The 26,314-nt window shown below is 48.2% G+C and carries 21 protein-coding genes; 7 read left to right on the forward strand and 14 right to left on the reverse strand.

Annotation, left to right across the window (positions count from 1 at the left end):
- Positions 1–9 precede the first annotated feature (9 nt).
- The 14 genes from ACKFKH_RS16265 to ACKFKH_RS16330 form a co-directional block, all read right to left on the reverse strand.
- Positions 10–1,233, reverse strand: coding sequence for a class I SAM-dependent methyltransferase (locus ACKFKH_RS16265; protein ID WP_446859366.1), 1,224 nt, complete (start codon positions 1,231–1,233; stop codon positions 10–12).
- 56 nt (positions 1,234–1,289) lie between these two features.
- Positions 1,290–2,213, reverse strand: a complete 924-nt coding sequence (locus tag ACKFKH_RS16270) for a phytanoyl-CoA dioxygenase family protein (protein ID WP_446859367.1) — start codon at positions 2,211–2,213, stop codon at positions 1,290–1,292.
- 459 nt (positions 2,214–2,672) lie between these two features.
- Complete coding sequence (locus ACKFKH_RS16275; protein WP_446859368.1) at positions 2,673–3,326, reverse strand: PIG-L deacetylase family protein; 654 nt, start codon at positions 3,324–3,326, stop codon at positions 2,673–2,675.
- A gap of 24 nt (positions 3,327–3,350) precedes the next feature.
- Positions 3,351–4,139: a glucose-1-phosphate cytidylyltransferase gene (locus ACKFKH_RS16280; RefSeq protein ID WP_446859369.1), complete on the reverse strand. Its 789-nt coding sequence runs from the start codon at positions 4,137–4,139 to the stop codon at positions 3,351–3,353.
- A gap of 51 nt (positions 4,140–4,190) precedes the next feature.
- Positions 4,191–5,504, reverse strand: a complete 1,314-nt coding sequence (locus ACKFKH_RS16285; RefSeq protein ID WP_446859370.1) for a DUF4910 domain-containing protein — start codon at positions 5,502–5,504, stop codon at positions 4,191–4,193.
- A 29-nt stretch (positions 5,505–5,533) separates the two neighbouring features.
- Positions 5,534–6,871 (reverse strand): UDP-glucose dehydrogenase family protein, encoded by a 1,338-nt coding sequence (locus ACKFKH_RS16290; protein ID WP_446859371.1) that lies wholly within the window; start codon positions 6,869–6,871, stop codon positions 5,534–5,536.
- Entirely contained in the window at positions 6,871–8,022 is a 1,152-nt protein-coding gene (locus ACKFKH_RS16295; RefSeq protein WP_446859372.1) for an NAD-dependent epimerase/dehydratase family protein, read from the reverse strand. The genes ACKFKH_RS16290 and ACKFKH_RS16295 overlap by 1 nt, the downstream gene beginning before the upstream one ends.
- Positions 8,023–8,090: 68 nt before the next feature.
- Positions 8,091–9,326, reverse strand: coding sequence for a methyltransferase domain-containing protein (locus ACKFKH_RS16300; protein ID WP_446859373.1), 1,236 nt, complete (start codon positions 9,324–9,326; stop codon positions 8,091–8,093).
- 257 nt (positions 9,327–9,583) lie between these two features.
- A complete protein-coding gene (locus tag ACKFKH_RS16305) occupies positions 9,584–10,627 on the reverse strand; it encodes a glycosyltransferase (protein WP_446859374.1) in 1,044 nt (347 codons plus the stop codon).
- Positions 10,628–10,888: 261 nt separating this feature from the next.
- The gene (locus tag ACKFKH_RS16310; protein ID WP_446859375.1) at positions 10,889–12,106 is read right to left on the reverse strand and encodes a methyltransferase domain-containing protein; all 1,218 of its coding nucleotides are present in this window, start codon (positions 12,104–12,106) and stop codon (positions 10,889–10,891) included.
- Positions 12,107–12,115: 9 nt separating this feature from the next.
- Positions 12,116–13,165 (reverse strand): NAD-dependent epimerase/dehydratase family protein, encoded by a 1,050-nt coding sequence (locus tag ACKFKH_RS16315; protein ID WP_446859376.1) that lies wholly within the window; start codon positions 13,163–13,165, stop codon positions 12,116–12,118.
- Positions 13,089–13,940, reverse strand: a complete 852-nt coding sequence (rfbF, locus tag ACKFKH_RS16320) for a glucose-1-phosphate cytidylyltransferase (RefSeq protein WP_446859377.1) — start codon at positions 13,938–13,940, stop codon at positions 13,089–13,091. The genes ACKFKH_RS16315 and rfbF overlap by 77 nt, the downstream gene beginning before the upstream one ends.
- A 97-nt stretch (positions 13,941–14,037) precedes the next feature.
- Positions 14,038–15,006 (reverse strand): glycosyltransferase family 2 protein, encoded by a 969-nt coding sequence (locus ACKFKH_RS16325; RefSeq protein WP_446859378.1) that lies wholly within the window; start codon positions 15,004–15,006, stop codon positions 14,038–14,040.
- Between the two features lie 291 nt (positions 15,007–15,297).
- Positions 15,298–16,263 carry a glycosyltransferase family 2 protein gene (locus tag ACKFKH_RS16330; protein ID WP_446859379.1) on the reverse strand — a complete coding sequence of 322 codons (966 nt, stop codon included), beginning with the start codon at positions 16,261–16,263 and terminating at the stop codon, positions 15,298–15,300.
- A 657-nt stretch (positions 16,264–16,920) separates the two neighbouring features.
- Here ACKFKH_RS16330 and ACKFKH_RS16335 point away from each other — a divergent pair.
- The 7 genes from ACKFKH_RS16335 (at position 16,921) to ACKFKH_RS16365 (ending at position 26,307) form a co-directional block, all read left to right on the forward strand.
- On the forward strand, positions 16,921–18,639 hold the full coding sequence (locus ACKFKH_RS16335) for an ABC transporter ATP-binding protein (protein ID WP_446859380.1): 1,719 nt from the start codon (positions 16,921–16,923) through the stop codon (positions 18,637–18,639).
- Positions 18,640–18,677: 38 nt separating this feature from the next.
- Positions 18,678–19,757, forward strand: a complete 1,080-nt coding sequence (locus ACKFKH_RS16340; protein WP_446859381.1) for a glycosyltransferase family 2 protein — start codon at positions 18,678–18,680, stop codon at positions 19,755–19,757.
- Positions 19,758–19,798: 41 nt separating this feature from the next.
- Positions 19,799–21,034, forward strand: coding sequence for a glycosyltransferase family 4 protein (locus ACKFKH_RS16345; protein ID WP_446859382.1), 1,236 nt, complete (start codon positions 19,799–19,801; stop codon positions 21,032–21,034).
- Positions 21,035–21,399: 365 nt separating this feature from the next.
- Entirely contained in the window at positions 21,400–22,455 is a 1,056-nt protein-coding gene (locus ACKFKH_RS16350) for an NAD-dependent epimerase/dehydratase family protein (RefSeq protein ID WP_446859383.1), read from the forward strand.
- The gene (locus ACKFKH_RS16355) at positions 22,448–23,779 is read left to right on the forward strand and encodes a glycosyltransferase family 4 protein (RefSeq protein WP_446859384.1); all 1,332 of its coding nucleotides are present in this window, start codon (positions 22,448–22,450) and stop codon (positions 23,777–23,779) included. Before ACKFKH_RS16350 ends, ACKFKH_RS16355 begins: the two co-directional genes overlap by 8 nt.
- Positions 23,752–24,984 (forward strand): glycosyltransferase family 4 protein, encoded by a 1,233-nt coding sequence (locus ACKFKH_RS16360; protein WP_446859385.1) that lies wholly within the window; start codon positions 23,752–23,754, stop codon positions 24,982–24,984. The genes ACKFKH_RS16355 and ACKFKH_RS16360 overlap by 28 nt, the downstream gene beginning before the upstream one ends.
- Before the next feature lie 126 nt (positions 24,985–25,110).
- A complete protein-coding gene (locus tag ACKFKH_RS16365; RefSeq protein ID WP_446859386.1) occupies positions 25,111–26,307 on the forward strand; it encodes a glycosyltransferase in 1,197 nt (398 codons plus the stop codon).
- Positions 26,308–26,314: the final 7 nt, after the last annotated feature.

The raw sequence follows: 26,314 nt of genomic DNA on the forward strand, positions 1-26,314 counted from the left end.
TTTTGGACGTTAAATTGAAACAAGGTGGGTTGAAACGCCCATTTGGTCAAGCATTTGTTGAATCTCGGTACAGTAGATCGCATTCATGACAATCACTTCATCGGGCTGATACTCTTTGAGAGACTGAGGCGATCGAATCTCTTGCCCCACACCTGGAATAAATCGACCGTGACGATGCGGATTGATGTCTACCACACAGTCGATCGCGGTTTGAGTCCCCAATGTCGTCAGAAAGGCTACACATTTAGAGCCAGATCCCCAGACGGCGATGCGTTTTCCCTGCGATCGCATGTCCTCTAGGTGCTGTTTCCAATAGGCTAATTTGGGGGCGATACAGGTTGTGAAGTGCTGAACCGCTTGCAAAAGTTGGTCTACGCTCTCCTCGGCTGGGTGGATTTTGGTAGAAGGTGTGACGACAGGACGCGCTTCGATCATCAAATACTGATCGCCGTAGTCCAGATACAAATCTTCGACCTCAAATCCTGCATGACGAAACAATCTAGCCAGCGATCCAGGGGTGAAGTAAGAACAGTGTTCGTAATAAATGTCTTCAAACGCCTGCTCTTTGAGAACTCGTCCCATGTCTGGGATTTCAAAAAAGACGGTGGTTTCGAGACGATCGCCAATCGATCGACGAATTGTTTTGATCAACTCAGCGGTTTGGTGAATATGTTCCAAGGTGTGACGACAGCAGATCAGATCACCGCAGCGATCGGCATATTTTTCAGAATAATAGTCTTGGATAAATTGGATGCGATCGGCTGCCTGACTCTGGACTCGTCCGCTCACCGAAGTGGGATCGATACCCAGTCCGCGATTGTTGCCCAACTCACACAGCAACACCAAAAAGTCACCTTTGCCGCAGCCGATTTCGACAATTTCTTGATCGTGCAGGTCAAACTTCTCAATTAGACGAGTTGCCAGTTTGTAAGCAAAAGAGTTGAATGTCGGTGAAAAGCTCTGCTGATCTTCATAAATCGGCGAGTAGTCAGAATGGCGGGCATCAAACGCCACGTTGGTAATAAATCCACACTGCGAACAAACACCCAACGCCACATCCCCACAGGGAAAATCCAGCGCTTCCTGTTGAGTCGGCATCATCAAACAGCTATGTACGGGGACGTTTTTCACCTCATAAAAGACCGCAAGTGCTGAGTGTCCGCAGCTTGGGCAAGCCTGGGTCGTCTGCGGTGCGATCGGGTTAGCTTGTTCAATAACGGGCGGTTGACTCATGAGAAATGTTTGTGAATGGGACGATCGCAGGATTGGCTAAATCTATCTGAACTAACTTAAACCGAACTTAATTCAGGCTGAAAAATCAAACCTTCCTCGCTGGGGGTCGCATCATAAAGAGACACAATTTCTTCAGGAAGCCGAGCAAGATCGCTGCCGCGCATGAAATCTCTCAGCGAAGTGCCCGTAGGCGCAGAGTCAATATTAGGAGCGCCCCCTTTAGAAAGGATTTCGTCCAGGTGTGCCGTTCTAAAATCAAGGCTGTAGCGACTCACACCCGACGTGTTGGGCACCGTTGAGTGCATTTGTGCGCCCGAAAATAAGACAATTCCTCCAGCGGGGCAGACAACGCGAACCTGGGGATCTAGCTCGATCGTTTCAGTTGCGTGGGGCTGTTTGCGAGTGTCTGACTTGATGTGCTGTGAGGCATTTTTGCGTCCGTTTTGGTTCCACTCGTAGTAGTTAAAACTGCTGGATTCGTTTTCTACAGCCTGATTCCAGTAACGAGGGTGAAACGCCATCGAACTCTCAGACTCAATCTCATAAAGCGGGAGCCACCAGTTAAGCTGACACATCGGTGCAGAATACCACGTATCTCGATGGGGATGGTGAGCATAGCCCACGCCGCTCGTCAGATAGCCATCTGAGGTCACCATACGAAAGCGCGGCACATCTAAATAAGTCTGATCTAAATCGCACGCCAAATCAGTCAAAACGTCCCGAATCAACTGCTTGGTGCTGGGATGATGAATAAACTGAGGCTTGAGAGGAGCGACGATCGCCACGTATTCCTCAACTGACAGATGATATTGAGCCGTTTTGGGATCGAGGGGAGCAAAGGCCGCTTCGAGCATCTCGCGGGCAAGCTGACACAGAGCTAACGTGCTAGGGCGCGGCGAAAAGACGAAGATTTGCCCTTGATAAAGGCGTTGTCGTCTTACCGAGTCACTGACAGCAGAATCAAAGTAAACAGTATGCATTGAGGGGTTCTCTCAGCGATTGCAACAAAATGACAGGTGTGGCTGGCGATCGTTTCGGTGGAAAAACTCTCTGGAAAAACTCTGATCAATCTTCAATATCAGACTCAAACGCTAGGCTTAAATTCTGGCTTGCAGCTTGAGCCAGCGTTAGATCGTTCCAAAAACCTTATCTCTTCCGTAAATCTTCGGGCAAGTCCTTTCATGCACTCTTCATGGTTATGGATGAATTTCTTTAAGGTTTGGGGTGATCACTCAGTTATATTCAGCATTCATCGAAGTTTTCAATTTAAAGGTTGAGTGAAGCTGCTCTGTATTATGGAGGCTAATAAAAGATTTCTAAAATTTCATCAAGAGATGATATTAAATCGACCCTCAAAGAAAAAGAGACCCCTACAGAGATCTCCTAAATTGCTAATAAATCGCTAATCAATTGAAACCTTCGATCGTTTGCTCTACAGATCACATCACGACCTTTCGACAGTGAAAAGCTTCCGCAAATTTGCTGGGGGAATTAGACTCAACGCCTCGCAGCCGCAGGAGTGCCTGAAAAGTATCTTCAGTAAACCACTGTCGTTTTTTCTGTGTTTCAAAGACATCTAGAATGGTTTGAATTTTGCGTTGGCAAATCGTCTCGCCGAGAGGCACAAAGAAATTGGGGTTACCAATATCACCATCATATTTGGGGATTTCATACTCCAAAATTAAGTGATCTCGAAAACTATTCCAGGTCAGATCAGAAATTAAGCGGTGATCTTGATGGGCATCCTTTCGATAATGAGTGAAGACCAGATCGGGTGAAAATGCCTGCTTAATTTCCTCAAAATATTCCTTAATCTCAGTCCCTACAAAGGGAAAGAAACTGTTTCGGAAGTTTTTAACGACAATATTCTCAACCTTTGCATCTTTGAGAAATCGGTTGGCGCTGAGAAATGCTTCCTTCGATCGTACTTCACTAGAGCTAAAGACAACCCAGTAAAAAACGAGGTTTGGATAGGTTTCAATTAGCTTAAGAATCGTTCCTCCACAGCCAATTTCGATATCATCGCAGTGGGCACCGAGACACAAAACTCGATACGTCGAATCGTCGGTTTGGTCAAACTGTAACTTCAGCACTTTTGCTCTCCGTGAATCGTGGCGTTACAAAATTTCAGGCGTTTTCCAAACTTCCCAAACGGCTTTGCCTTGAGAATACATATCATCCAAATTTTGTTTGTCTCTAAAAGTGTCCATGCAAGTCCAGAAGCCGTCGTATTTATAAGCAATCAGTTCTTCTTTTTCGATGAGTCTTTGGAAGGGTTCGATTACTAATTCCTCACCTTTTTCCATGAATCTAAAAATGTCTCTTTTAAAGGCAAAGAAGCCACCATTAATTCGTGTATCTGAGCTTGTTACGTGTTGGATGCTGGTAACTAAACCATTTTCTTGAGTCGAGACGACATGAAACGTTTGCGTTGGTTTGACACAAAGAAAACTCGCCGTTTTATCTTGTCGAATAAAGTTGTCAATGTAATGATCTAAAGGAAGATTGGTCAACCCGTCGCTGTAGTTTGCTAGAAAAATTTCGTCATCGCCAATATGTTTTTCGACGGCTCTTAGACGTTGACCAATGTTGGAATGTAACCCTGTATCAACGAAGGTAATCTTCCAATCTTGAATGTCACTATTCAACATTTGAACTTCTTTACCACCGCTCGATAACACGAAGTCATTTGACAAACATTCGTTGTAGTTCAAAAAGTAATCTTTGATAAAGTCAGCTTTGTAGCCAAGACATAAAATAAATTCTTTGTGACCATAGTAGGCATAGTATTTCATCAAATGCCAAAGAATCGGTCGATAGCCAATATTCACCATCGGCTTTGGAATACTTTCGGAATAGTCTCTAAGTCTTGTTCCTAAACCGCCGCAAAACAAAACAACTTTCATTAGAATAGTCTCCTTGCGTTAATTTCTCTAAGAATTCCCTGTTTTTTGATGTCACAGCAATTCTCTTAACAAATCGTTTTTGATCAGGGCATCGGCAGCTTTTTTGATCGCATCGAAGTCAGAATTAGAGCGATCGGCAATCTCCAATAGACTATGTTGACCATCCGATAAGTTGAGCGTCCACAGCATCGCCATTTCGCTAATCCCACTCTCTGACGTGCCACCCACTGCCCGATAAAGTCCCCGTTTTCCTAGCTGAGGTTCACATTTGGGATTTTGATTTAAGTAGGTTCTATTGTGTTCCAGAACCGAGAAAACCGCTAAACATTTGACAAAAGAATCCTTCAGGTAGACAGGCTGAATAAATTCTAAGTTGTCAGCCGATGTGTGATATTCAGGATACTTACCATTCGGAGTTCTCATCAGACAACCGACTGGAAGATTGAACCCTGGAGAACAGTATTGCCGCTCATCATAGCCGTAGGGAATGAACTCGATCGCTTCAAATTCCCGTCCAGAATGCTGCAAAACGTGAAGAACTGCTCGATCGATTTCAGTATCGCCTCGCCGACTTTTTTTGTAGGTTGATTTACCTGAGTCGCCCAAACAACTCAACACCAACCCATGCTTAATGCTGGCGACCCGATCTTCGTTTTGACTGAGCCAGGTGATCGAACCAATGGTAGCTGGAATGAAAATAAATCGATAGGAATAGCGACGCGCAATCTGACTTAACTGCTTGGCTAAAAAGGTGGCGATCGCAATCCCAGCCAAATTATCATTCGCAAGAGAAGGATGGCAAGCATGACAGGAAATCAGCACCTCATCCGACGTTTCTCCAGGCAGATAATACTCGCCGTAAGTGAGATTTCCAGGCTCTAAGGTGGAGTCAATACAAACCTCATACTCACCTTCTGGAAGGTTAAGGAACTGCTGATGAGTCAGACAAAATCCCCAACTGTCTTTGTAGTACGACGTGCGGTAGGGAATCCAATCAGGGCGATCGGGCAACGTAAACAGATGAGATTTCAAAGCTTCCAGCGACATGGTTTGATGAACGGGGACGCTGTAGTTCACCACATGCAAATTGGACTTTTGGAAATCGATGACGCGATCGCCCTGCGAATTTTTGACGTAAGCATCTCGAATATTCCACTCTCTGGGCACTGTCCAGTCAAATACCTGCGTCCCAGACGGCACTTCATAAAGCGTCAGAGGAATGTGGGCTTGAATCTGACTCAGCGTTTGGCGAAAGCCGTTTCCCGTGATACTGCGACAAATCGGGTACAGCTCCGCCGCAAACTGATAGATTTCCTGTGCCGTGTGGTCTAGATCAAGTTCTCGTCTGAGATCACTGATATTCATGGCGTTTAGCCTCTTGAGGTCACAGGTTGTTACAGCCCAATTCCTTCGTAGCGCTCAATGCTCTGCTTCTCCAATAGACGGCGACCATCGATAAATAATGGCTGTGGATTTGTCTGAGAAAGGATTTGGGGCACCGATCGAAACTCATCCCAGCGCGTCACCAGCACAACCGCATCCACGTTTTCGAGAACTTGCGCCAAACTGTCACAAAAATCGAGCTGGTCAGAACCGAGTATATGGGCCGCTTCCTGATTGGCAACGGGATCGTAAGCCTTCAGAATTGCCTTTTGCGCCAACAGATCTTTGATCAAAGGAATCGCTGGAGATTCGCGCATGTCGTTGGTGTTGGGTCTAAAGGAGAGTCCCAAAATGGCAATCCGAACACCTTCCAGCGAGGGGAAGTGCTTGTGAAGTCGATCGATCACCTGTTGAGGTTGATCCTGATTGACTTGAATCACTGCGTCTAACAAGGGCATCGGACGATTGTGCTTTTCACCGTGGGCAATCAGCGCCTTCACATCTTTGGGCAGACAACTTCCTCCAAAACCACAGCCAGCCGCCAAAAAGCTTGTAATCGGCGGGACAACGCGATCGCCATTTGGCAAAATCGTGGTCAAATAACGGCTGTTATGAACGCCCTGCATCACGTCTACGATGTCGGTATTGCCGATCGCCGCACACAAATTCCCCACTTCATTCGAGAAGGAGATCAGCAGCGCCAGCAGAGAATTCGAGGTGTACTTGATCATTTCTGCGGTTGAGTTGTTGGTTCTCAGCCGATCGACTCCTTCAAATCCACTGTAAAGTTCGCCCAGCAGATCGATACTTTGGTCATCAATGCCGCCCAAGACAATGCGATCGGGATACATAAAGTCGCTCACCGCTTCGCCTTCGGTCAGAAATTCTGGGTTCATGCCCACGCCGAAATCAACGCCCGCTTTTTTGCCAGAAGCCGCTTCCAGAATCGGTAACACCACTTGATCGGTTGTGCCCGGAACAACGGTACTTTTGACAATCACTAGATGATACGTGGACTTGTCTTTGAGCGCTTCGCCAATTTGTTGAGCGGCTTGCTTGACGTAGGTCAGATCGACTTCTCGCCCATCGAATGGAGTGCCCACGGCGATCAACGAAACATCGGTTTCCAATATCGCTTGCCGAAATTCGGTCGTGGCTTTGAGACGAGTGTGAATGTTGCGTTCTAGCAGTTCGTCTAATCCGGGTTCGTAAAATGGCGAAATGCCCTGGTTGATTTTTTCAACTTTGGTGGGGTCAATATCGACGCAGAGGACTTGATGCCCTTTTTCTGCAAAACAAACGCCCGACACCAATCCGACATAGCCTGTGCCAATGATCGAAACTTGCATTATGCGTCCTCCGCTTCCTGATTGTCGTGATACCAAATCAGCGATCGTCTCAGTCCTTCTTCGACAAAGATGGTCGGATTGTAGCCTAGATGAGTTCGTGCTTTTTCGATGATCGGGCAGCGTCGATTGGGGTTGTCTACGAGATAGTCCTGGTCTTCACTGACTTTGCGAACCACTTTGCCTTGATAGCCAAACAATTCTTGAGACAGGGAAACGACGCGCTCCGCCAGTTCTGCAACCGAGATTTCAGGAGTCTCAATCCCAATGTTGTAGGCTTCGCCTGCGTGGCCTTTGACCAACACTTTGTAGTAGCCCGTAATCGAGTCAGCCGCATAGCAGAAGGTGCGTTTGGGCGATCCATCCGACAGCATCGTGATATCTCGACCCGAAAAAACGTCTCGCGCAAAATCAGGCAGGAGACGACGATCGGTAATCTTTAACCCAGGCCCATAGTTGTTAAACGGACGCGCGGTTTTGATCGGCAAGCCATACTGTTGAGCAAAATTGACGCAGAGTGTTTCGCCATAGCGTTTGGCTTCGTCGTAGCAAGCACGCGGGCCCGTACAAGACACATAGCCGCGATAGTCTTCGGGCGTAGGAATATTCTCTGGAGACGGATCACCGTAGATCTCGCTGCTAGAGAAAAACAAAAAGCCGCCGACTTCTTTGCCCTGTGTCTGCTGATTTTTGAAGTGTTCCAGCAGATTTCGCAGACCGTTGACGTTGGCATCCATCGTGCCGATCGGGTCTCTGCGGTAGAAAGTGGGAGAAGCGATCGAAGCCGCGTGAATGATGTACTGAAAGTCTCCCATGTCGAGCGGGAGGGGCTGAGTCATGTCATGTTTGAGCAGCGTCAGCGTCGGATCGCCTTTGAGATCCGTCAGCCAAGTAGGAACGCCGCGCGAATAGTTGTCATAGACCGTGAGGTTGATTTGCTGTCCAGATGCCGCTTTCTGATTCCAGTGGAGAACGGATTGCACAAAGTAGTAGCCCAAAAAGCCAGCGCCGCCTGTGATCAGCAGATTTTTGCCTGCCATTTGACCAAATTCCTCAGTCAGATTGGCGCAAATGTAATCGAGATCCTGGGTGATGATGTCTTTGGCGTTGAGAGTGGATTGGCGATCGACGCTCACATTACTCGTTCCAACCATAGGTGTCCGGGAGATAATGAAGTGATTAGTAAGTTCAAATTGCTGAATTAACAGCGACGAATTGACGACTAGGAATAGATTTTGACTTCAGGAATCGGAATCACAAACTGTCCGCCCCATTCGCGAATGTAGGAAACCTGATTCATGATTTCGTCTTTGACATTCCAGGGCAAAATCAGCAGATAGTCGGGCTTGGTTTCTCGAATTTTGTCGGGCGACAGGATGGGAATATGCGTTCCTGGCGTGAACTTGCCCTGTTTGTATGGGTTGCGATCGACCGTATAGTCGAGAAAGTCAGTCCGAATGCCGCAGTAGTTGAGTAGCGTGTTGCCCTTACCGGGAGCGCCGTAGCCTGCGATCGTTTTGCCTTTTTGCTTCGCGGTGACCAAAAATTCCAGCAGTTTGCGCTTGGTTTCTTTGACTTGCTCGGTGAAGGTAAAGTAGGTTTCTAGCTTGTTAAAGCCAGCCGCGTCTTCTCGTGCCAAAAGTTCGGTAACGCGCTCTCCCACAGGTTTAGAACTGTCTTCGGCATGACGGGCATAGATTCGCAACGAGCCGCCGTGAATGGGGATTTCTTGAACGTCAAACAGCGTCAGCCCATGATGCGCGAAGATCTTCTCGACGACCGTGAAAGACAGATAAGAGAAATGCTCGTGGTAAATCGTATCGAACTGGTTTTCCGCCATCAGGCGCATCAGATGAGGAAACTCCATCGTGATCACGCCATCGGACTTGAGCAAAACCTTCATCCCAGAGACAAAATCGTTGATATCCGGGACGTGAGCCAAAACGTTGTTGCCCAACAATAAATCAGCTTTGCCGCGCTCATTCGCCAGGTTGATCGCCGTCTGTTTCCCAAAAAACCGATTGACAACGGGAATGCCTTTATCGATCGCCACCTGAGACACATTGACCGCAGGTTCGACACCAAGAACAGGAATTCCTTTTTTGAGAAAATACTGCAACAAATAGCCATCATTACTGGCAATCTCAGTGACCTGACTCTCGGCGGTGAGGTGGAAGCGATCGACCATCAGATCCGCATAGTCACTGGCATTCTTGAGCAGCGCATCTACATAAGACGAAAAGTAAGCGTACTCAGTAAAAATATCCTGGGGACTGACGAATTCTTGCAACTGCACGAGAAAACAGTTGTCACAAACATAGGTATGAAGCGGATAAAACGGCTCCATGTGGTTGAGTTCTTCGGGGGTGATGTGGGTCTGACACAACGGCGACATGCCCAAATCAACGAAGGTGTGGTGCAGAGGAGATCCGCAAAATCGACAACTCGAACTATTCATAGACAGTGCACCTTGCAGTGGAAAACATTCAGATCACCTGGTTTAATTAGGAAGTTTTGACTCAACTTGCCGAGCCTAATTTACCAGAGTCAATGCTGTCCGTTAACAACTTCGGACGATTCTAAACATCTGTCTAAAGTCTGCGGTACTTCTACTGAATTTTCTAGTCAACGTCCGGCACTTCTACGTAATCTTTACCCAAGTCTGCACAGTCTTTACTCAAAATACATGCAGAAAAATTAGAAGGGTTCACTCTGTTAACGGTTAAAAATGTCTAGCGTGTCTTGTTCAAAATGCCTTGTCAGGAAACAGTTTAGGGATTCCACTCCATTCAGTTTGTAGTCCACAGACGATTTAAAGATAAGCACCTTGTTCTTCGTGTTTTTGACTTGAAGCGAGACAGCCATGAGCCGATTCAGCTTTCCTAAATACTGAAGAAAAGCGCTGGGATGGTAGCGTACTAGCAGCAACATCGTGCGTATAGCAGGTACAAATCGCTTGGCTCTGGCTTCATTTCCAACTTTGCCTGCAAGGACAGATCCCCAAAATTTTGACCAGTTTTTTTTGCCAATTTCGGAGTCTTCCTGGTAGTGGGGGTGAGCTTGAATGTAGTCTTGCTGAGAATCGATGATGCCTAAAACTGCCTTGAGCATCCGGGTGGCCTGGCTTGAAGCATTTTCTGCATGTTGGCGATAGTCAGCAATTAATTGGTTGTGACAATAAATGGGGAAGGCTCTGGCAACTCTCAAATAGAGATCATAATCTTGAGCCAGTCTGAGGGCGGGGTTAAACTGCCCGATCGCTTCAAAAACGCTACGCTGAAACAACACAACTCCACAGGGGCAAATCCCCAAATTGGCTTGCAGCAGTGCTTGATAATTGGCAGTCTCAACAGGCTCTTGTGGGTCGGCTATTAGTGCGCCATCAGCCGCAACGGGTCTCGATAGCCCAAATACAAAGCCAGCGTCCGTATGAGTTTGCAGGTAGGCGACGTTGGTGGCGATCGCGTCAGGCAGCAGGCGATCGTCACTATCCAGAAACAGTACGAGCGATCCGCGACTTTTCTCAAGCCCATGATTGCGGGCAACGCTGACCCCTTGATTGGGTTGGTAGTGATAAGCAACTGAGGGATAGCGGGCACAAATTTCGCGAGTGTTGTCGGTGGAGCCGTCGTCAATGACCATCACTTCAATGGGACGATAAGTTTGGGCAAGGACGCTCTCGATCGCTTCACTAATAAATGACGCATTGTTGTAGCTGGGAATGACGATCGAAACCAGAGTTGACTTTTTCGCATCCATGTTTGTCGCCTCCTTTTCAGGTGAGTATAGGGGCGATCCTGGAGCTTTTGTGTGTCAAAGGCTTGTCGGCCACACTTCGCTGATATGGCAGCTTCTTATGAAAAATCAGGCGCGAAGGAAGCGTTAGTTTATTCGTTGAGAAAGCCTAAAATGCTCTGGTTATATGGCTTCTACGATCGATAAGTATGTGCTGATCAAACAGGGTTAGTGATTAATAACACCCACAAGTGTCAAGTTTAAGCCGCGATCGATTGCTCTCGATTAAACAATTTTGGGAGATGGAATTGGGATGATAAATTGACCGCCCTGTTGCTGATAATCGGCTTGCTGGCGCATGATTTCTTCGGCAAAGTTCCAGGCTAAAATCAGGACATAATCGGGTTGGTCTGCTAACAGTTTGGCAGTCGGAAAGATCGGTAGGTGATTTCCACCCATGTATCGTCCGTGCTTAAACGGATTCAAATCCACAACGTAATCAATTAGCTGCTGGTCAATGCCAAAATAACTGAGTAGCGTGGTTGCTTTGGCGGCGGCTCCATAGGCTACGATTCGTTTATTTTGTTGCTTCAGATCCCGCAGAATGGCGAGAAGATCTTGACGGATGGTTTGAATACGATCGGCAAAGTTCAAATAATAATCCAGGCGATCGACGTGACGATTCTTTTCTTCTTCCAATAATATTTTTACCGATTCGCGCACCGCTTCTACAGGCTCGACAAAGACGCGCAGCGATCCGCCGTGGACAGAAACTCGCTGCACATGATTGAGATATAAGTGGTGGCGACGAAACAAGCGATCGAGCGCTGTCACTGAGAAATAACAAAAATGCTGATGGTAAATGGTGTCAAATTCACCGTGATCGACCAGATCAACAACATAGTGAGCTTCCATTACGGCAATTCCCGTCTTTTTGAGAATCGTGCGAATCCCTTCGACAAAGCCGTTGAGATCGGGAACGTGGGCCAACACATTATTCGCTAAAAAGACATCTGCGACTTTGTTTTGCGATCGTAGGTCTCGCGCCAATTCTTGATTAAAAAACATGTTGAGCGTGGGAATTCCTACCTTTTGAGCAGCCGTTGCTGGGCCGTCAGCGGGATCGATGCCCAAAACGGGAATGCCTTGTTCTACAAAATTTTTGAGCATGTAACCGTCATTGCTGGCGGCTTCGATCACCAAACTGTTAGCGTTGAGGTGCCGGGATGAGATCAGCGATCGGGCACTCTGCCCAAAATGCTCCATCAGCGACGGCGAAACTGAGGAAAAGTAAGGATAGTCTCGACAAAACAGAATTTCTGGCGGCACCGTTTCTGTAATCTGCGTCAGCGAGCAGACCGGACAAAAGGCAAAATCGAGCCGTGCGGTGAGTTCGGGCTGTTGGGGATGGGTAAGTAGCGCGTCAGCAAGCGGCGTTTGCCCAAAGTCAATGATGATATCGAGATCAGGGTTGCCACAGGAACGGCAAGTAGGATGACTCATGGGTGAATTCTACAACTCCGTCTCAGTTAGCGTCGTCTTCTGCCACCGCAAATTGGAATCGAGCATTCCACCGTTGATCAAGTACTTGATGTGAGCAATCCGCTTATACTTTTCGCCCTCAAACTCATCCAGCGTTAGCCCCACCTTTTGGTAAGTGTTGTAAAGTTCCACGGCTCCCTTTTGGGCCGTCCACTGGGGCTGATATTCAGGCAGGGTTTGAGCGATTTTGTCGCAGTCCACACAGTAGCAGCGCAGATCAGGGCCCGCATCCTCGGCGTATTCTACTTCGCATCCCGGAACGGTTGCTTTCACAATCTCAGCAATGTCTCGAATCCGGTAATTTTCGCTTGTCCGTCCCACGTTAAACGCCTGATTATGAACCAGTTCACGAGGCGCGTGCAGTACCGCGAGAAAGGCGCGAGAAATGTCTTCAATGTGAACGATCGGTCTCCAGGGTGTGCCGTCACTTTTGATCAACACCTTGCCCGTCGTAAAGGCCCAGGCGACTAAATTGTTTAACACCAGATCAAAGCGCAATCGAGGCGAAACTCCATAGGCCGTCGCACTTCGCATAAAGGTGGGAGAGAAGCGATCGTCTGCCAGTTTCGTCACTTCCTGCTCGGTCATCGCTTTTGAAGAACCGTAGGGCGTGACCGGATTAAAGTCAGAAGTTTCATTCACAGGCGTATCCCCCGCCGCTCCATAATTGCTGCAAGACGACGAGAAAATGAATCGCTCCACCCCGGCTGATTTTGCCAGTTTTGCTAAATGCACTGAGGCTGCGTAGTTGATTGCATAAGTCAGGTCAGGATTCAAATCGCCCAGCGGATCATTCGACAAGCCCGCTAAGTGAATGACTGCCTCAAATCCTGCCAGATCAGCCGCTTCTGCATCACGAATGTCTTTTTGTAGACAGGGAATTTTTGGGATACGGCTACCAAACGTACAGCGCTGATAGAGGTCGCTATCAAATCCGACGACTTCATGCCCGGCTGCGATTAGCAGGGGTGTCATGATTGTGCCGATGTAGCCTTTGTGCCCCGTTAACAAAACTCGCATTCTGATCTCCCCAAACTTTCCAAGGTGCTTTGCCGCTTTCCCAGAGGCTTTCGAGAATTTTCTTCTCGCGAATGGTGTCCATACATTGCCAAAAAGACGTATGTTTGTAAGCCATCAACTGCCCATCTCTAGCCAACCGCTCTAAGGGTTCTTTTTCCCAATGGGTTGTATCGCCATCAATGTAGTCGAAAATTCCCGGCTCCAACACAAAAAACGCGCCGTTGATCCAGCCTTCTCCAATCTGAGGCTTCTCAGAAAACTCGACAATTTGCTCTCCATCCAGTTGCAGATGGCCAAACCGCGCCGGAGGCCGCACCGCCGTCAGAGTCGCCAATTTTCCGTGCGATCGATGAAACGCCAACAGTGCACCCAGATCCACATCAGACACGCCATCGCCCCAGGTCAGCATAAAGGTCTGATTACCCACATAGGGAGCCAGTCGCTTGATTCGTCCACCTGTTTGGGTCGAGAGTCCGGTGTCGATCAGGTCGATCGTCCAGTCTGGCTTTACGCCGCCGTGCATTTCAATCTGTCCAGTTTGCAAATTTACCGTCAGATTGCTGTTAAGCGAACAATAGTCCACCATGTACTTTTTGATGACTTCGCCTTTGTAGCCGAGGGCGATCGCAAAGTCCTTGAAGCCATAGGTGGAGTAGTGCATCATAATGTGCCAGAGAATCGGACGGCCCCCAATCTCGATCATTGGCTTCGGTCTGGTTTCAGTTTCTTCGGCAAGACGAGAACCCAATCCGCCTGCCAGAATTGCGACTTTCATGAAAACTCCCACAAATGGTATGCCAAACTGTTGACGATGCACGCTGTCATAGCAAACTTAATGAAACCCGTGCGACACCACTGCTGGATTTTGGGATTTAGACATTGACTTGAGACGGTTTCGGTGGGCTGGGTGGACTGCTTCCGGGCTTCCCGACCTGCAACAATTGACTCGTCGCGGACAAAACATCTCTCACCATGTGTTTCCAGTAGCAGTTTAGCCACTCGCGCATGTGACCCAGGCAGGCCATTTTTTCGGCGCTGCTGACGGGGGCTTGTAGAATCGATCGACAGTATTCAATAAACAATGTCCAGCGCGGCAGCATAAATTTACCCGACTTAGAGGGGTCAAACCAAACCGTGTAGCCAAAGTAATCCTGATCGCTATTCTCTTTGGCAAACAGTTTGCAGGACTGCTCTGCGTGTTGTCTGGAGAGAAATAAATATTCTGGAAGCTCATAATATCGCCCCAACAGCGCCAATCGCGCCAGCAGCACCCCATCTGCGTGACCATACGACCCGTGTAATGGAATTGACCTGAGCGCACTGATTCGCATTACCCCAAAAATCGGAAAACATTCTTGATGAGTGCAGACAATATCGTGAAACCGCTCGTGAGGCTTTTCAGAATTGAGTCGCAGCTTGCCATCGTAATCATAGTGACGCGCATCAGGGTCACCCTTTGCATCTACAAACTGAGTCCACGGATAGCAGTTGATGATGTCAGGATGGCGATCGAGCACTTCAACGCACTTCTCTAGATAGGTTGGCGCACACATATCATCATGGGCTGCCCACTTAAAATACTTGCCTCTTGCCAGCGCGACCAGCCCGTTATAGTTGCGAGCGGCTCCAATATTGGTCTCATTGCGGTGGTAGCGAATTCGCGCATCTTTTGTCAGGTATTCTCGACAAATCTCTTGGGTGCGATCGCTCGAAGCGTTGTCCGAAATAATCAGTTCAAAGTCGCTAAACGTCTGAGCTAGAAACGACTCGATCGCTGCCTCCAAGTAATTTTCACCGTTATACACAGGAATGCCAATGCTTACACGAACTGTCTGCGTCATCTGGGTATTTTCTCCACATCGCTGAGGGGGGCAGCTTTCAACAACTTGACACCAAATTGATCATCTTATGGAGAAATTGTACAGAGCCAATTGAGAAAAGTGGGCGTTCTTGCTAACATCCTCTGACCAACTTGAAAGCGATCGCCCAAAAAATTCTCTTTTCTTTTCTTTTTCTAAGGTCTCTGTGACTTCCAGGCTGATGACTTAGAAGGCTACGCGATCGTTTTCATCACTCCCCTATCGCAATCAGACATCCAAATCGACCTGTTTGACGACACCGGACGGGTTGGACTAATTTGCCTGAGAAGGCTGATGACGGCTCATGCCCTGCTTGAGAGAATGAAGCGAGTAATTGACCGCGCCCAAAACGTCTCTCACCATATGTGTCCAATAGCAGTTGACCCAAACTTTGAGTTGGCGAAAACAGGTAATTTTTTCAGAAAAGCTAATGGGCGCTTGCAAAATCGATCGGCAATATTCGATAAACAAAATCCAATGCGGCAGGGTAAATTTTCCGGTCTTGGAGGGGTCATACCAGGCAGCATACTCAAAGTAGTCGTAGTCGCTGTCTTCCTTGGCAAAAACCTTACAGGACTGCTCTGCATGTTGCCTGGAGAGAAAGAGATATTCTGGAATCTCGTAATATCGACCTAACAGCGCCATTCGAGCCAGCAACACCCCATCTGCGTGACCATAGGAACCATAGAGAGGCACTTGTCTCAAAGCACTCAACCGCATCAGCCCAAAGATCGGAAAGCATTCTTGATGAGTGCAGGCAATATCGTGAAACCGCTCGTGAGGCTTTTCAGAATTGAGTCTCAGCTTGCCGTCAAACGCATACACTTCAGGACAGAGCAGCCCTCGATCGTCGATATATCGCGTCCATGAATAACTGAGAATCACACCGGGGTCGCGATCGAGAATTTCGACACAGCGCTCTAGATAGGTCGGCTCATGAACATCGTCGTGGGCAGCCCATTTGAAATATTCTCCCTGAGCGTAGTCAATTAGGCAGTTGAAGTTGGGGGCGGCTCCCAGGTTGACCTCGTTGCGGTAATAGCGAATTCGGGCATCTTTTGCCGCGTAGGATCGACAGATTTCCTCAGTGCGATCGCTCGAAGCATTGTCTGAAATAATAATTTCAAAATCCTTGAAAGTCTGGGCGAGCAGCGAGTCTATTGCCGCTTCCAGATAGTTATCCCCGTTGTAAACAGGAATGCCAATACTGACACGGGTACGATTATTTGTTTGATCCATCATCTGAGATCCTTCTGATGCAGCATGATTGCTAAAACTTATGCTTAAAATTTATGCAACTTGAGTACAAGCGCGATCGCAAATTGAGAAACGGGACGATCGCGAAACTGAATGACCTGTGCTTTCCACGATTATCAAAAAGCGCGTGAGAAAAGCCAGTGCTTCTACGGGGTCTTTACCGAAAAAATACATTATGTTTGGAGAAAGCCTCTTTTCTACTCCAAGAAAACACGATTGCCTCTGTGGTAGTTGATATACTGAGCAAACCAATCAGACCCCCTGAGCAGCGCACCCCTCTATGAAGATCAAGTGAAGTCATTTTTGAAGCAATTGCGCCTGTTGAAACGTTTTTAGAAGGCCATCAAATCGATTAAAGTCTTGAAAACTCAGGTTTTCGCCAACCAAAATGTGGCTTACAAATCATGCTGACTTCCTTGAAGATCTTCCGTAATTACCCTGCTCAGTCTTGTCAAATTGAGAGGCCTTTCATAGAAAATGAACCATGAAAAGTGGCAACTTTCCCCAGTACACCGCTGCTAAATTGAGACTCACAACAGGACTATTTTTTACAAGCAATGAGGTGCTGACCAGATGATGAGTTATCTGTCCAAGTTTTTCTATCTTCTGGGAGAACGAAGAAACCAATTATTTCTGCTCGTGTCTCTATTTATATTTACTTCTTTATTAGAGACCCTGGGGATTGGACTGGTTGGCCCTTTCATTTCGATCGCCACCAATTTGAAGTTTATTGAACAAAATGAGCGACTGAGTTGGCTCTATCAACGCTTTGGGTTTACACCAGGTCAAGAATTTAATTTTTTGATTGCGGTCGGCTTGGTGGTGGTTGGAATCTTCTACTTAAAGTCATTCTTGAGTTTTTACATTCAAAGATACATTTTTGAGTTTGGATTCAAGCAGCGAGGAGAGCTTTGTACTCGGTTACTTCATGCCTACTCAGCAGCCCCTTACACCTATCACCTCACTCGAAATTCATCGACCTTGATGCAAAACATGCTCAACGAAACTGAGTTGTTTAGCTACAAAGTTGTGATGCCGATGTTGTTTGCAATTTCTAATAGTGTGGTCACGCTGGCGATCATCTTTCTATTAGTTAGCACCAATTCAATGGCGATGTTTATTATTATTGGCATCGTGTTGTTGGCATCTGGGTTGTTTTATCAGTTTAGACACAAGCTCGTTTTTTGGGGGAAGGAACGATCGGAGTCCTACGAAGAGATGATGCGAATTATCAATCACAGTTTAGGTGGACTCAAAGAAGTTCGGGTGATTGGTTGTGAAGGTTACTTTGAAGAACAAGCCAGCGTTCAGATGGATCGATTTGCCGTTTCGAGTGCGGCGCACATGTCGTTTACTAATTTGCCTCGCTATGCGATCGAAGCCTTTCTCATCACTTTCTTAGTCGGCTTTACCGCCATCTTTCTAGTCTTTAATCCGGCAAATAGTCAAAGTTTAAGCTCGGTTTTGGGCATCTTTGCGATGGCTTCTATTCGCCTGCTGCCAGCGGTTGGCAATGTGGTTAACTCGCTCAATGATGTGCGATATGCCAGCTACTCAATGGACAAGCTCTACTTTGATCTACAGTCTCTAGAAAAGCAGTCACCAAAGTTACCAGAAAGATCTGAAGAACAGGCGATGCCATTTTCTGAACAGCTTGTTTTAGATCAGATCACCTATCGCTATCCCAACGTTGAAGAAGAGGCGCTGGATCGAATTTCTCTAACCTTAAAAAAAGGAGAATCAATTGGGCTGATTGGGCGATCGGGTGCCGGGAAAACAACGCTAGTCGATGTCATTTTAGGACTGCTAACGCCAGAAAGTGGAGATATCAAAGTAGACGGCGTTTCTGTTTACAACAATCTTAGAGCCTGGCAAAATCTGATTGGCTATGTGCCACAATCTATCTTTTTGATCGACGACACGTTAGAGCGAAACATTGCCTTTGGAGTTCCCGACCATCTCATTAGTCAAGAGAAGCTAATTCAAGCCATTCAAGTTGCTCAATTAACTGAGTTGGTAGAGCAACTGCCTGAAGGAATCGGCACCGTTATTGGAGAACGAGGCGTTCGGTTATCAGGGGGGCAACGGCAACGAATTGGAATTGCTAGAGCGCTCTATCACGATCGCCAACTGCTCATTTTAGACGAAGCCACGGCCGCATTAGATAATGAGACCGAAAGTTTAGTCAGTGAAGCCGTTAAATCATTAGGAGGCAGCAAAACAATTATTCTCATTGCTCACCGATTGACAACTTTGGAACATTGCGATCGCATCTATCAAGTTGAAAAAGGACGCATTACCAAGTCAGGAAGCTATCAAGAGGTCGTGCTGAGTAAACAGGCTTCGGCTCAATCCTAATGCTGGTTCAAAACTTGCTTAAAACTTGACAATTGCCCATGAATTCACCTGAGATTTCTGTCATTATCCCCACCCTCGATCGGGCGACTCTGTTACTAGAAACGCTAACTTCTTTACAGCAGCAAACGTTTGAAAACTGGGAGGCATTAGTCGTTGATGACGGTTCTCAAGATGACACCGAATTACAGGTTCTTCAACTGAACCAAATTGATCCCAGAATTCGCTATGTCAAACGGTCTGAGACACCTTCGGGCGCACCTGCCTGTCGCAACCTGGGAACGAGATTATCAAAAGGCAAGTATTTGATTTATCTAGACTCAGACGATTGTCTGTCCCAAGATGCTTTAGAAAAGAGATTTTCTTGTATGGAGATGTCACCCAAACTTGATTTTGGAGTGTTTCCCTGCATCATTTTTCGGGAGCATCCTAACGACTTACAGCTACTTTTGAATGTGGATAAAGAAGTCGAAGATGTCGATCGTTTTCTCTCTTTTGATTTGCCCTGGCAAACCATGTGTCCAATTTGGAGAAAAGACGCTCTAAATCGATTGGGGGATTGGCATGAAGCACTCTCAAGCTGGCAGGATGTCGAATATCATATTCGTGCGCTTGCGTTGGGTTTCAACTATCAAAAATTCCCTTATCCAGATTGTTTTTGGCGAGTCTGTCACGCTGGATCAGTCAGCGACAAAGCACGAGGCACGGCGCATCTCAACTCTCACAAAAAATTGCTGATTGAATTGCAGAAAAATCTCGATCGAGCAGGACTATTAACCAAACAGCGCAGACACCGAATTGGTGGGCTTTACTTCGGGTTTATTGACCCCCTTGCGAGTGAAGGATTCAAAAAAGAAGCGCTGGAAATCTGGTCGTTGGGGTTTGAGCAGGGCATTTTTAATGCTCAGGTTCATCAACAGGGCGTTTTGTATATTCTCGCCTCGACGGTTTGGGTGCCCCATCGCCTGGTTCGTAGAAGCCTTCGTCGCTTGATGCGAAAATACTTTCAGCTTACCTGGGGGACTCCCTTCATTCCAGAACCCTCAAAAACGATTCGCAGCATTCCTATAACAACCGCCTATCCCTCTGCTCCAAGTTCTGAAGCCGCCACCACTGATTAAAAATCAATCAAAATATTCACTGAGAACGTTAAATAAGAATTATGAAGGTGCTACTGCTCAACGAGTCTGATATCAACGGAGGGGCAGCACGGGGCGCATATCGGCTTCATCAAGGATTGCAGACGATCGGCGTAAATTCCTCAATGCTGGTGCGCGATCGCTTTAGCAGTGATCAGACGGTGACCGCTCACAAAACGATCTTGACTAAGCTTGGGCCGCCCCTAAATGGCATTCCCCTCAAGCTCTATCCCAAAACTCAGACACTTTTTTCAGCCCAGTGGTTGCCTGACGATCTGCGGTCTGCGGTACGCCAAATCAATCCCGATGTGGTCAATATCAATTGGGTTTGCAACGGCTTTCTACAAATCGAAACGATCGCCCAATTTAACAAACCGCTCGTCTGGACGCTGCACGACCTGTGGCCGATGACGGGAGGCTGTAACTACAACGAAGGGTGCGATCGTTACCAGTCCAATTGCGGAAGTTGCCCTCAGTTGGCAAGTCATCGAGAATTTGATCTGTCTCGCTGGATTTGGCAGCGCAAGTCCCGTGCCTGGAAACAGTTGAACTTAAGTCTGGTCGCTCCCAGTCAATGGATTGCCGACTGTGCGGCTAAAAGTTCTCTGTTTAAAGAGCGGCAAATCGAGGTGATCAACGGCGGATTAGATACCGAAAAATATCGTCCGATTCCTCAGTCGATCGCGCGTGAAGTTCTGAATTTGCCACAGGACAAAAAACTCATCTTGTTTGGCGCACCCGGAGCCATGACCGACAAGCGCAAAGGATTTCATCTCTTGTTGCCCGCTTTACAAAACTTGAGTCAGTCGGGTTGGGCAGCGCAGAGCGAAGTGGTCTTGTTTGGCACATCTCAGTCTGATTCCGCCCGCTTAGACTTCAAAACGCACTACCTAGGCAAGCTGGCGGACGATGTGACCTTGGCGCTGGCTTACTCTGCTGCCGATGTGATGGTCGTGCCTTCGCTGCAAGAGTCTTTTGGGCAAACGGCTTCTGAATCGTTAGCCTGTGGCACACCTGTTGTGGCTTTTGACGCGACCGGGCTGAGAGATATTGTGGATCACGAGCAAAATGGCTATCTGGCAAAACCGTTTGAGATTGAGGATCTGTCGCGGGGGATCGCCTGGGTGCTAGAAGCGGACGATCGCCGCCAACTCCTCTCTCAATCTGCACGAGAAAAAGCCCTCCGAGCCTTTTGCGTCAAGCTGCAAGCCGATCGCTACCAACGGTTGTTTCAAGCCCTTTTAGCGTCAAAGATTTAATAGGTTGTTAACCCAGTCACAGTTCTACCCTAAACAAAAAGCGATAGGGTAAGTCAAACCTGATTACGCGATCACACTTACACTCTCTTTATTTTTGTCACAAATATTACAGTCAGCCGGGTTCAGAATTCGTGAATTTACCGGAAAGTGTCAGGTTCATTCCTTAAAGAAGCAGTGAAACCGCCGACAATCCCTAGCAAAATCACAAAGCTGGCTGATTTAATAGCGTTACTTGGTGTAGACATTTGGCGAATCCCTGAACAATTCTGGGCGCAGATTCTCAGCGATCGCGTCTCGGCTCAATCAGGCAGATCGTTCTTCCCAGGGTGAAATCTATTCCGTAATGAATCCAGGAGTGATCTTAGATGCGAGTTTTAGTGACGGGTTCGAGTGGTTTGATTGGGTCTGAAGCAGTGGAATATTACGATCGGGAGGGGCATCACGTCGTCGGAGTCGATAACAATATGAGGGCTGAGTTTTTTGGCGCTCAAGGCGACACTACCTGGAATTTAAGCCGTCTCCAGCAAAAAACCAGCCAGTTTGAACACTACACGATCGACATCCGCGATCGAGAAAGTCTGTTTGAGCTATTTCGCACTCACAAGTTTGACTTGATCATTCACTGTGCGGCCCAACCCTCCCACGACAAAGCCTGCCAGATTCCCATTCTCGACTTTGAAGTTAACGCCCTCGGCACCATCAATCTTCTAGAATCGACTCGCCAGTTTTGTCCCGAAGCGGTCTTCATCCACATGAGCACCAACAAGGTCTACGGCGACGCTCCTAACGAAGTGCCAATGGTAGAACTCGAAAAGCGCTACGACTATGCCAACCAGTCAGACTATCATGGCATCCCAGAAACCTGTCGCATCGATCGCTGTCTCCATTCCCTATTTGGCGCTTCTAAAGCATCAGCCGACATTGTGGCTCAAGAGTATGGACGCTACTTTGGCATGAATGTGGGCATCTTTCGTGGGGGTTGTCTAACCGGGCCGTCTCATTCGGGCGTTGAGCTACATGGGTTTCTCTCTTACCTGGTGAAAGTCGCAATTAACGGCGGCACCTATAAAGTATTTGGCTACAAAGGGAAGCAGGTGCGAGACAACATTCACAGCTACGACGTGATCCAGGCGTTTGAAGCGTTTCGCAACAGTCCCCGTCCGGGTGAAGTGTATAACCTGGGAGGCGGCCGAGAAAACAGCATTTCGATTCTCGAAGCCTTTGACGTGGTTGAAGAGCTGACCGATCGCAAAATGAAGTGGGTCTACATGGACGAAAACCGCATCGGCGATCACATCTGCTACATGTCCGACCTGCGAAAGCTTAAAGCCCATTTTCCCAACTGGCAACTGACGCGCAGCGTTACCGACATTCTGCAAGAAATCGTCACGGTGGAGCAATCCCGCTATGTTAATGCCTGAAGTCGGAGATCGCAGCCCAGAAGAACGGGAGGCTTTAGGGTCGCTCAACACTCAACCCCCAACTCTGAATACTCAGTCAAACCGCACCCCTGATTCGCGGCTGATGATGTTTGAGCTTTCGGTTGGTGGGCACTATCCGGGATACATTCAGCATCTCGTGCGCTATTGGCGAGAACGATCGCTGATCGGGCATCTAGATGTCGTGGTTTCGCCAGAATTTTTGGAGCGGCACTCAGAGGTCGTAGCGGAAGCGGGAGACCATTCTAGAATTCAATTTAGGGCGATCGCTCCCTCAGAGGCGGCGGTTCTCAGTCCTCGCTCGTCGGCCCGATCTCGGTTCGTTCGCGCCTTTCAAGAATGGAAGCTGCTGCGGCACTATGCAACAACGCTGAAATCGGATCACTGTCTGATCCCCTACTTTGACACTCGACAGTTTCCTCTAGCGCTGGGGGCGACGCTGCCCTGCTCGTTTTCTGGAATCTATTTTCGTCCCACGTTTCACTACCCCAGTTTCGAGAATCATTCGTCTCGCCACGATTGGGCACAACAGTTGCGCGACAAGGTTTTGATGAACCGCGTGTTGGCAAATCCTCAACTGCAAACCCTGTTTTGTCTCGATCCCTTTGTCCTAGAACACTGGGAGCAGTTTCACACCAACGTGCAGCCTGTCTATTTGCCCGATCCCGTGCAAATTTATGATCAACCGCTTGAAGTTACAGATAGCCTGAAAGTAAGCTTAGGCATCGAGCCACACAGAAAAGTCTTTTTGTTGTTTGGTGCATTAGATGGGCGCAAGGGCATCCATCAGCTACTAGAGGCGATCGCGCAACTCCCTCCTGAAGATTGTCAGCAACTCTGTCTGCTGCTAGTCGGCCCGATCGACCCCGCAGAAAAATCTCAACTCGACGGTCAGATTGAGTCGCTTCGGCGATCGCTGCCCGTTCAGATTGTGGGGTCTCATCAGTTTGTTATCGATCGCGACATTCAGCCTTACTTTCAACTAGCTGATGCAGTACTGGCACCTTATCAGCGCCATGTAGGAATGAGCGCCATTTTAGTCAGAGCAGCCGCGGCTCAAAAGCCTGTTTTAGCCTCCAACTATGGACTAATGGGCGAGATTACTCGTCGCCACCAGTTAGGAGTTGCCGTTGATTCTACTGACCCTCACGCCATTGCAAACGGGATAACGTCTCTACTGCGAAACCCCATAGACCAGATGGGCGATCGCCAAAAAATGCAGACATTCGCCGCCCAAAACTCAGCCCAACGATTCGCCAACGTTATTTTTGAAACGATATGGACAGGTCAGCCTCAAACGCTCTAGCAAAGTCGCCCACTCACTTGCCTCTACCCCATCCTGAAACCCCGATCGAGTCAGACCTTGCCAATCTCAAGGTGGCGTGGGTGTTTCCTTCGCTGGCTCTGGGTAGCTACTGGCATCCGGTTTTTACTCAGTTTACTAAGCGAATCAAGCAGACCAAGATTTTTACAGGAGTCTGGACTGGGTTTGCCCCAGGGTTTGAGAACGCCTTTACGGTTGAGATTGTTGGAGAGACAAAGTTCATTCCGACCGAAGCCGACACTGGGCAATATGTGCGAAACATCACCGTCGCCTCGCCTCGCATTGTTCCCCAGTTGCTGCGGTTCAGACCTGATGTGATTTTTGCGAGTGGCTTCTCAATGTGGACGCTTTTGATCCTGTTGTTAAAGCCGATCGCGGGCTGGCGCGTCATTATTGCTTATGAGGGCTGTTCTCCGGCCTTTGACTTTTTAGACGATCCGATTCGGCTGTTTTTTCGGCGGCGCATGATTCAGTTTACGGATGCCTGCATTACCAACAGCGACGCAGGGCAGACTTATCTGATTGATGTTCTCAAGACCCCGCCAGAGCGCGTTTTTGCTCGACCCTATGAAGTGCCCGACGCACAAGCCCTCCTGGGTCGCGTCAAAGAGCGAGAACCTGACAGCTTTAAAGATGCCTCACGCCCAGTTTTTCTGTTTGTTGGGCAACTGATTCGTCGTAAGGGCTTACATTTGTTGCTCGAAGCCTGTGCCGTTTTGCGAGCCTGGGGCTATCAAGATTACACGCTGGTCGTGGTAGGGGATGGCTGCGATCGCGATGAGCTAGAAATCCTCAGCCGCAATCGAGAACTTGACAACGTTCGCTGGGAAGGGTGGGTCGCTTATGACGAGCTTGGCTCCTATTTCTGCAACGCCGATGTGTTTATTTTGCCAACGCTAGAAGACACCTGGGGCATGGTCGTTTTGGAATCAATGGTGTTTGGGAAACCTATCCTCTGCTCAAACTGTGCGGGAGCCGCCGAGATGGTAGCAGACGGTGAAAACGGCTATGTGATCGATCCCAATGACCCCGAAGCACTAGCAGAACGGATGAGTCGGTTTATCAAAGATCCCAATCTTGCGCCAACGATGGGAGCGCGATCGCAGCAAATCATCGAAAGCTATGAGCCTGAAGGAGTTGCCCAGTTTCTAACTCAGGTCGTGGAATTTGCTCACAAGGGTCGGTGAGGGAGAGCTGCGCGAGGAGGGAGAAGGGAGGAGGGAGGAGGGAGGAAACCACAGGCGTTGGTGTCTGGAACTGCTTCCTGAGACTGTTTTCTTGGATGGAAGGGATCGCAAAATGGGTCAGATTGAATGAATCTTTACTTGTATCTCAAGCACTTTCCGGCTCAGGAAAATCCTGCTCATGAGGGCACTTCTAAGGCAGTTCACGGTTTGGCATCAGGTTTGGCATCTTGTGGGGTGAGTGTGACGATTCTCTGTGAAGGGACAACACCGGGGTGTTTTCAGACAGAAGCAGGCTACCGAATTCGCTGTTTTGCAAGTCCCAACACTCATCCGTCTCTGAGCCTTTCCGCTGCCCTCAAGCGATATATTCAACATCACATCTATGCTGAAGATCTGGTAATTCTCAACGGCATTTTTCACCCTAGCGTCTATGCGATGTCTCGCTGCTTGATGCGATCGCGCATTCCCTATGTGGTTGCTCCTCACGATCCCTATCATCCAGCCATCTTTGGCACCAGGTCTTTTCTCAAGTGGACATATTGGTATTTGATAGAGCGGCGGCTTTTGAGACAGGCCAGGGCCGTGCAGGTTTTGGATTGCCGACATGGAGAATGGCTGAGACACCTGGGCATTGCCACCACGATCGTGGAAGTCCCCAACGGTTTTTCACCCCAGGATGTTCACCCCGAAGCGACGCTGAACTGGACAAGTAATCGCCCGCCTCGACTGTTTTTTTTGGGTCGATTAGATGCCTACAACAAAGGATTAGATATTTTACTGAATGCCTTTGCTGAGATTGTCCAGGTTGCAAACGCGACGCTCGAAATTCAGGGGCCAGACTGGGGCGATCGCGCCTCCCTGCAAACCCAGTCCATTCGACTCGGCATTCACGATCGCGTCACCTTCTTAGAAGCAGCCTATCAAAACTCACCCTCTATGCTGATGGGCGATCGCGATATCTTTTGTTTGACTTCTCGATTTGAGGGGTTCAGTTTGTCCGCATTGGAGGCGATGTTAGCGGGTCGCGTTTTGTTGGTGTCAGAAGTTGCGGGAATTGCGCCCCATGTCGAATCGAGTGGGTGTGGAGTCGTGGTTGCACCAGAAACTGAGGCAATCAAAGCCGGACTTTTGCAGTTATTTCAGCGTCGCGGTGAGTGGCCGAATCTCGGTTTGCGAGGACGACGCTATGCGCTAGAGTACCTGCAATGGAACCAGATCGCCGCCCGTGCTCTAGAGCAATATCAGTCTCTTTGTGGCTTTTCGGCCTCTCAAACTTCTACAAAATCGTCTCCGTCTCATCTGCCTGCCAGAGTTGATTTTTAGTCATTTA

It is taken from the genome of Phormidesmis sp. 146-20, from assembly GCF_052939475.1.

Bases quoted from the DNA above. Each gene is read 5' to 3' on its own strand.
- ACKFKH_RS16265 (WP_446859366.1), bottom strand. From the start codon at position 1,233: ATGAGTCAACCGCCCGTTATTGAACAAGCTAACCCGATCGCACCGCAG.
- ACKFKH_RS16270 (WP_446859367.1), bottom strand. From the start codon at position 2,213: ATGCATACTGTTTACTTTGATTCTGCTGTCAGTGACTCGGTAAGACGA.
- ACKFKH_RS16280 (WP_446859369.1), bottom strand. From the start codon at position 4,139: ATGAAAGTTGTTTTGTTTTGCGGCGGTTTAGGAACAAGACTTAGAGAC.
- ACKFKH_RS16285 (WP_446859370.1), bottom strand. From the start codon at position 5,504: ATGAATATCAGTGATCTCAGACGAGAACTTGATCTAGACCACACGGCA.
- ACKFKH_RS16290 (WP_446859371.1), bottom strand. From the start codon at position 6,871: ATGCAAGTTTCGATCATTGGCACAGGCTATGTCGGATTGGTGTCGGGC.
- ACKFKH_RS16295 (WP_446859372.1), bottom strand. From the start codon at position 8,022: ATGGTTGGAACGAGTAATGTGAGCGTCGATCGCCAATCCACTCTCAAC.
- ACKFKH_RS16300 (WP_446859373.1), bottom strand. From the start codon at position 9,326: ATGAATAGTTCGAGTTGTCGATTTTGCGGATCTCCTCTGCACCACACC.
- ACKFKH_RS16305 (WP_446859374.1), bottom strand. From the start codon at position 10,627: ATGGATGCGAAAAAGTCAACTCTGGTTTCGATCGTCATTCCCAGCTAC.
- ACKFKH_RS16310 (WP_446859375.1), bottom strand. From the start codon at position 12,106: ATGAGTCATCCTACTTGCCGTTCCTGTGGCAACCCTGATCTCGATATC.
- ACKFKH_RS16315 (WP_446859376.1), bottom strand. From the start codon at position 13,165: ATGCGAGTTTTGTTAACGGGGCACAAAGGCTACATCGGCACAATCATG.
- rfbF (WP_446859377.1), bottom strand. From the start codon at position 13,940: ATGAAAGTCGCAATTCTGGCAGGCGGATTGGGTTCTCGTCTTGCCGAA.
- ACKFKH_RS16325 (WP_446859378.1), bottom strand. From the start codon at position 15,006: ATGACGCAGACAGTTCGTGTAAGCATTGGCATTCCTGTGTATAACGGT.
- ACKFKH_RS16330 (WP_446859379.1), bottom strand. From the start codon at position 16,263: ATGGATCAAACAAATAATCGTACCCGTGTCAGTATTGGCATTCCTGTT.
- ACKFKH_RS16340 (WP_446859381.1), top strand. From the start codon at position 18,678: ATGAATTCACCTGAGATTTCTGTCATTATCCCCACCCTCGATCGGGCG.
- ACKFKH_RS16345 (WP_446859382.1), top strand. From the start codon at position 19,799: ATGAAGGTGCTACTGCTCAACGAGTCTGATATCAACGGAGGGGCAGCA.
- ACKFKH_RS16350 (WP_446859383.1), top strand. From the start codon at position 21,400: ATGCGAGTTTTAGTGACGGGTTCGAGTGGTTTGATTGGGTCTGAAGCA.
- ACKFKH_RS16355 (WP_446859384.1), top strand. From the start codon at position 22,448: ATGCCTGAAGTCGGAGATCGCAGCCCAGAAGAACGGGAGGCTTTAGGG.
- ACKFKH_RS16360 (WP_446859385.1), top strand. From the start codon at position 23,752: ATGGACAGGTCAGCCTCAAACGCTCTAGCAAAGTCGCCCACTCACTTG.
- ACKFKH_RS16365 (WP_446859386.1), top strand. From the start codon at position 25,111: ATGAATCTTTACTTGTATCTCAAGCACTTTCCGGCTCAGGAAAATCCT.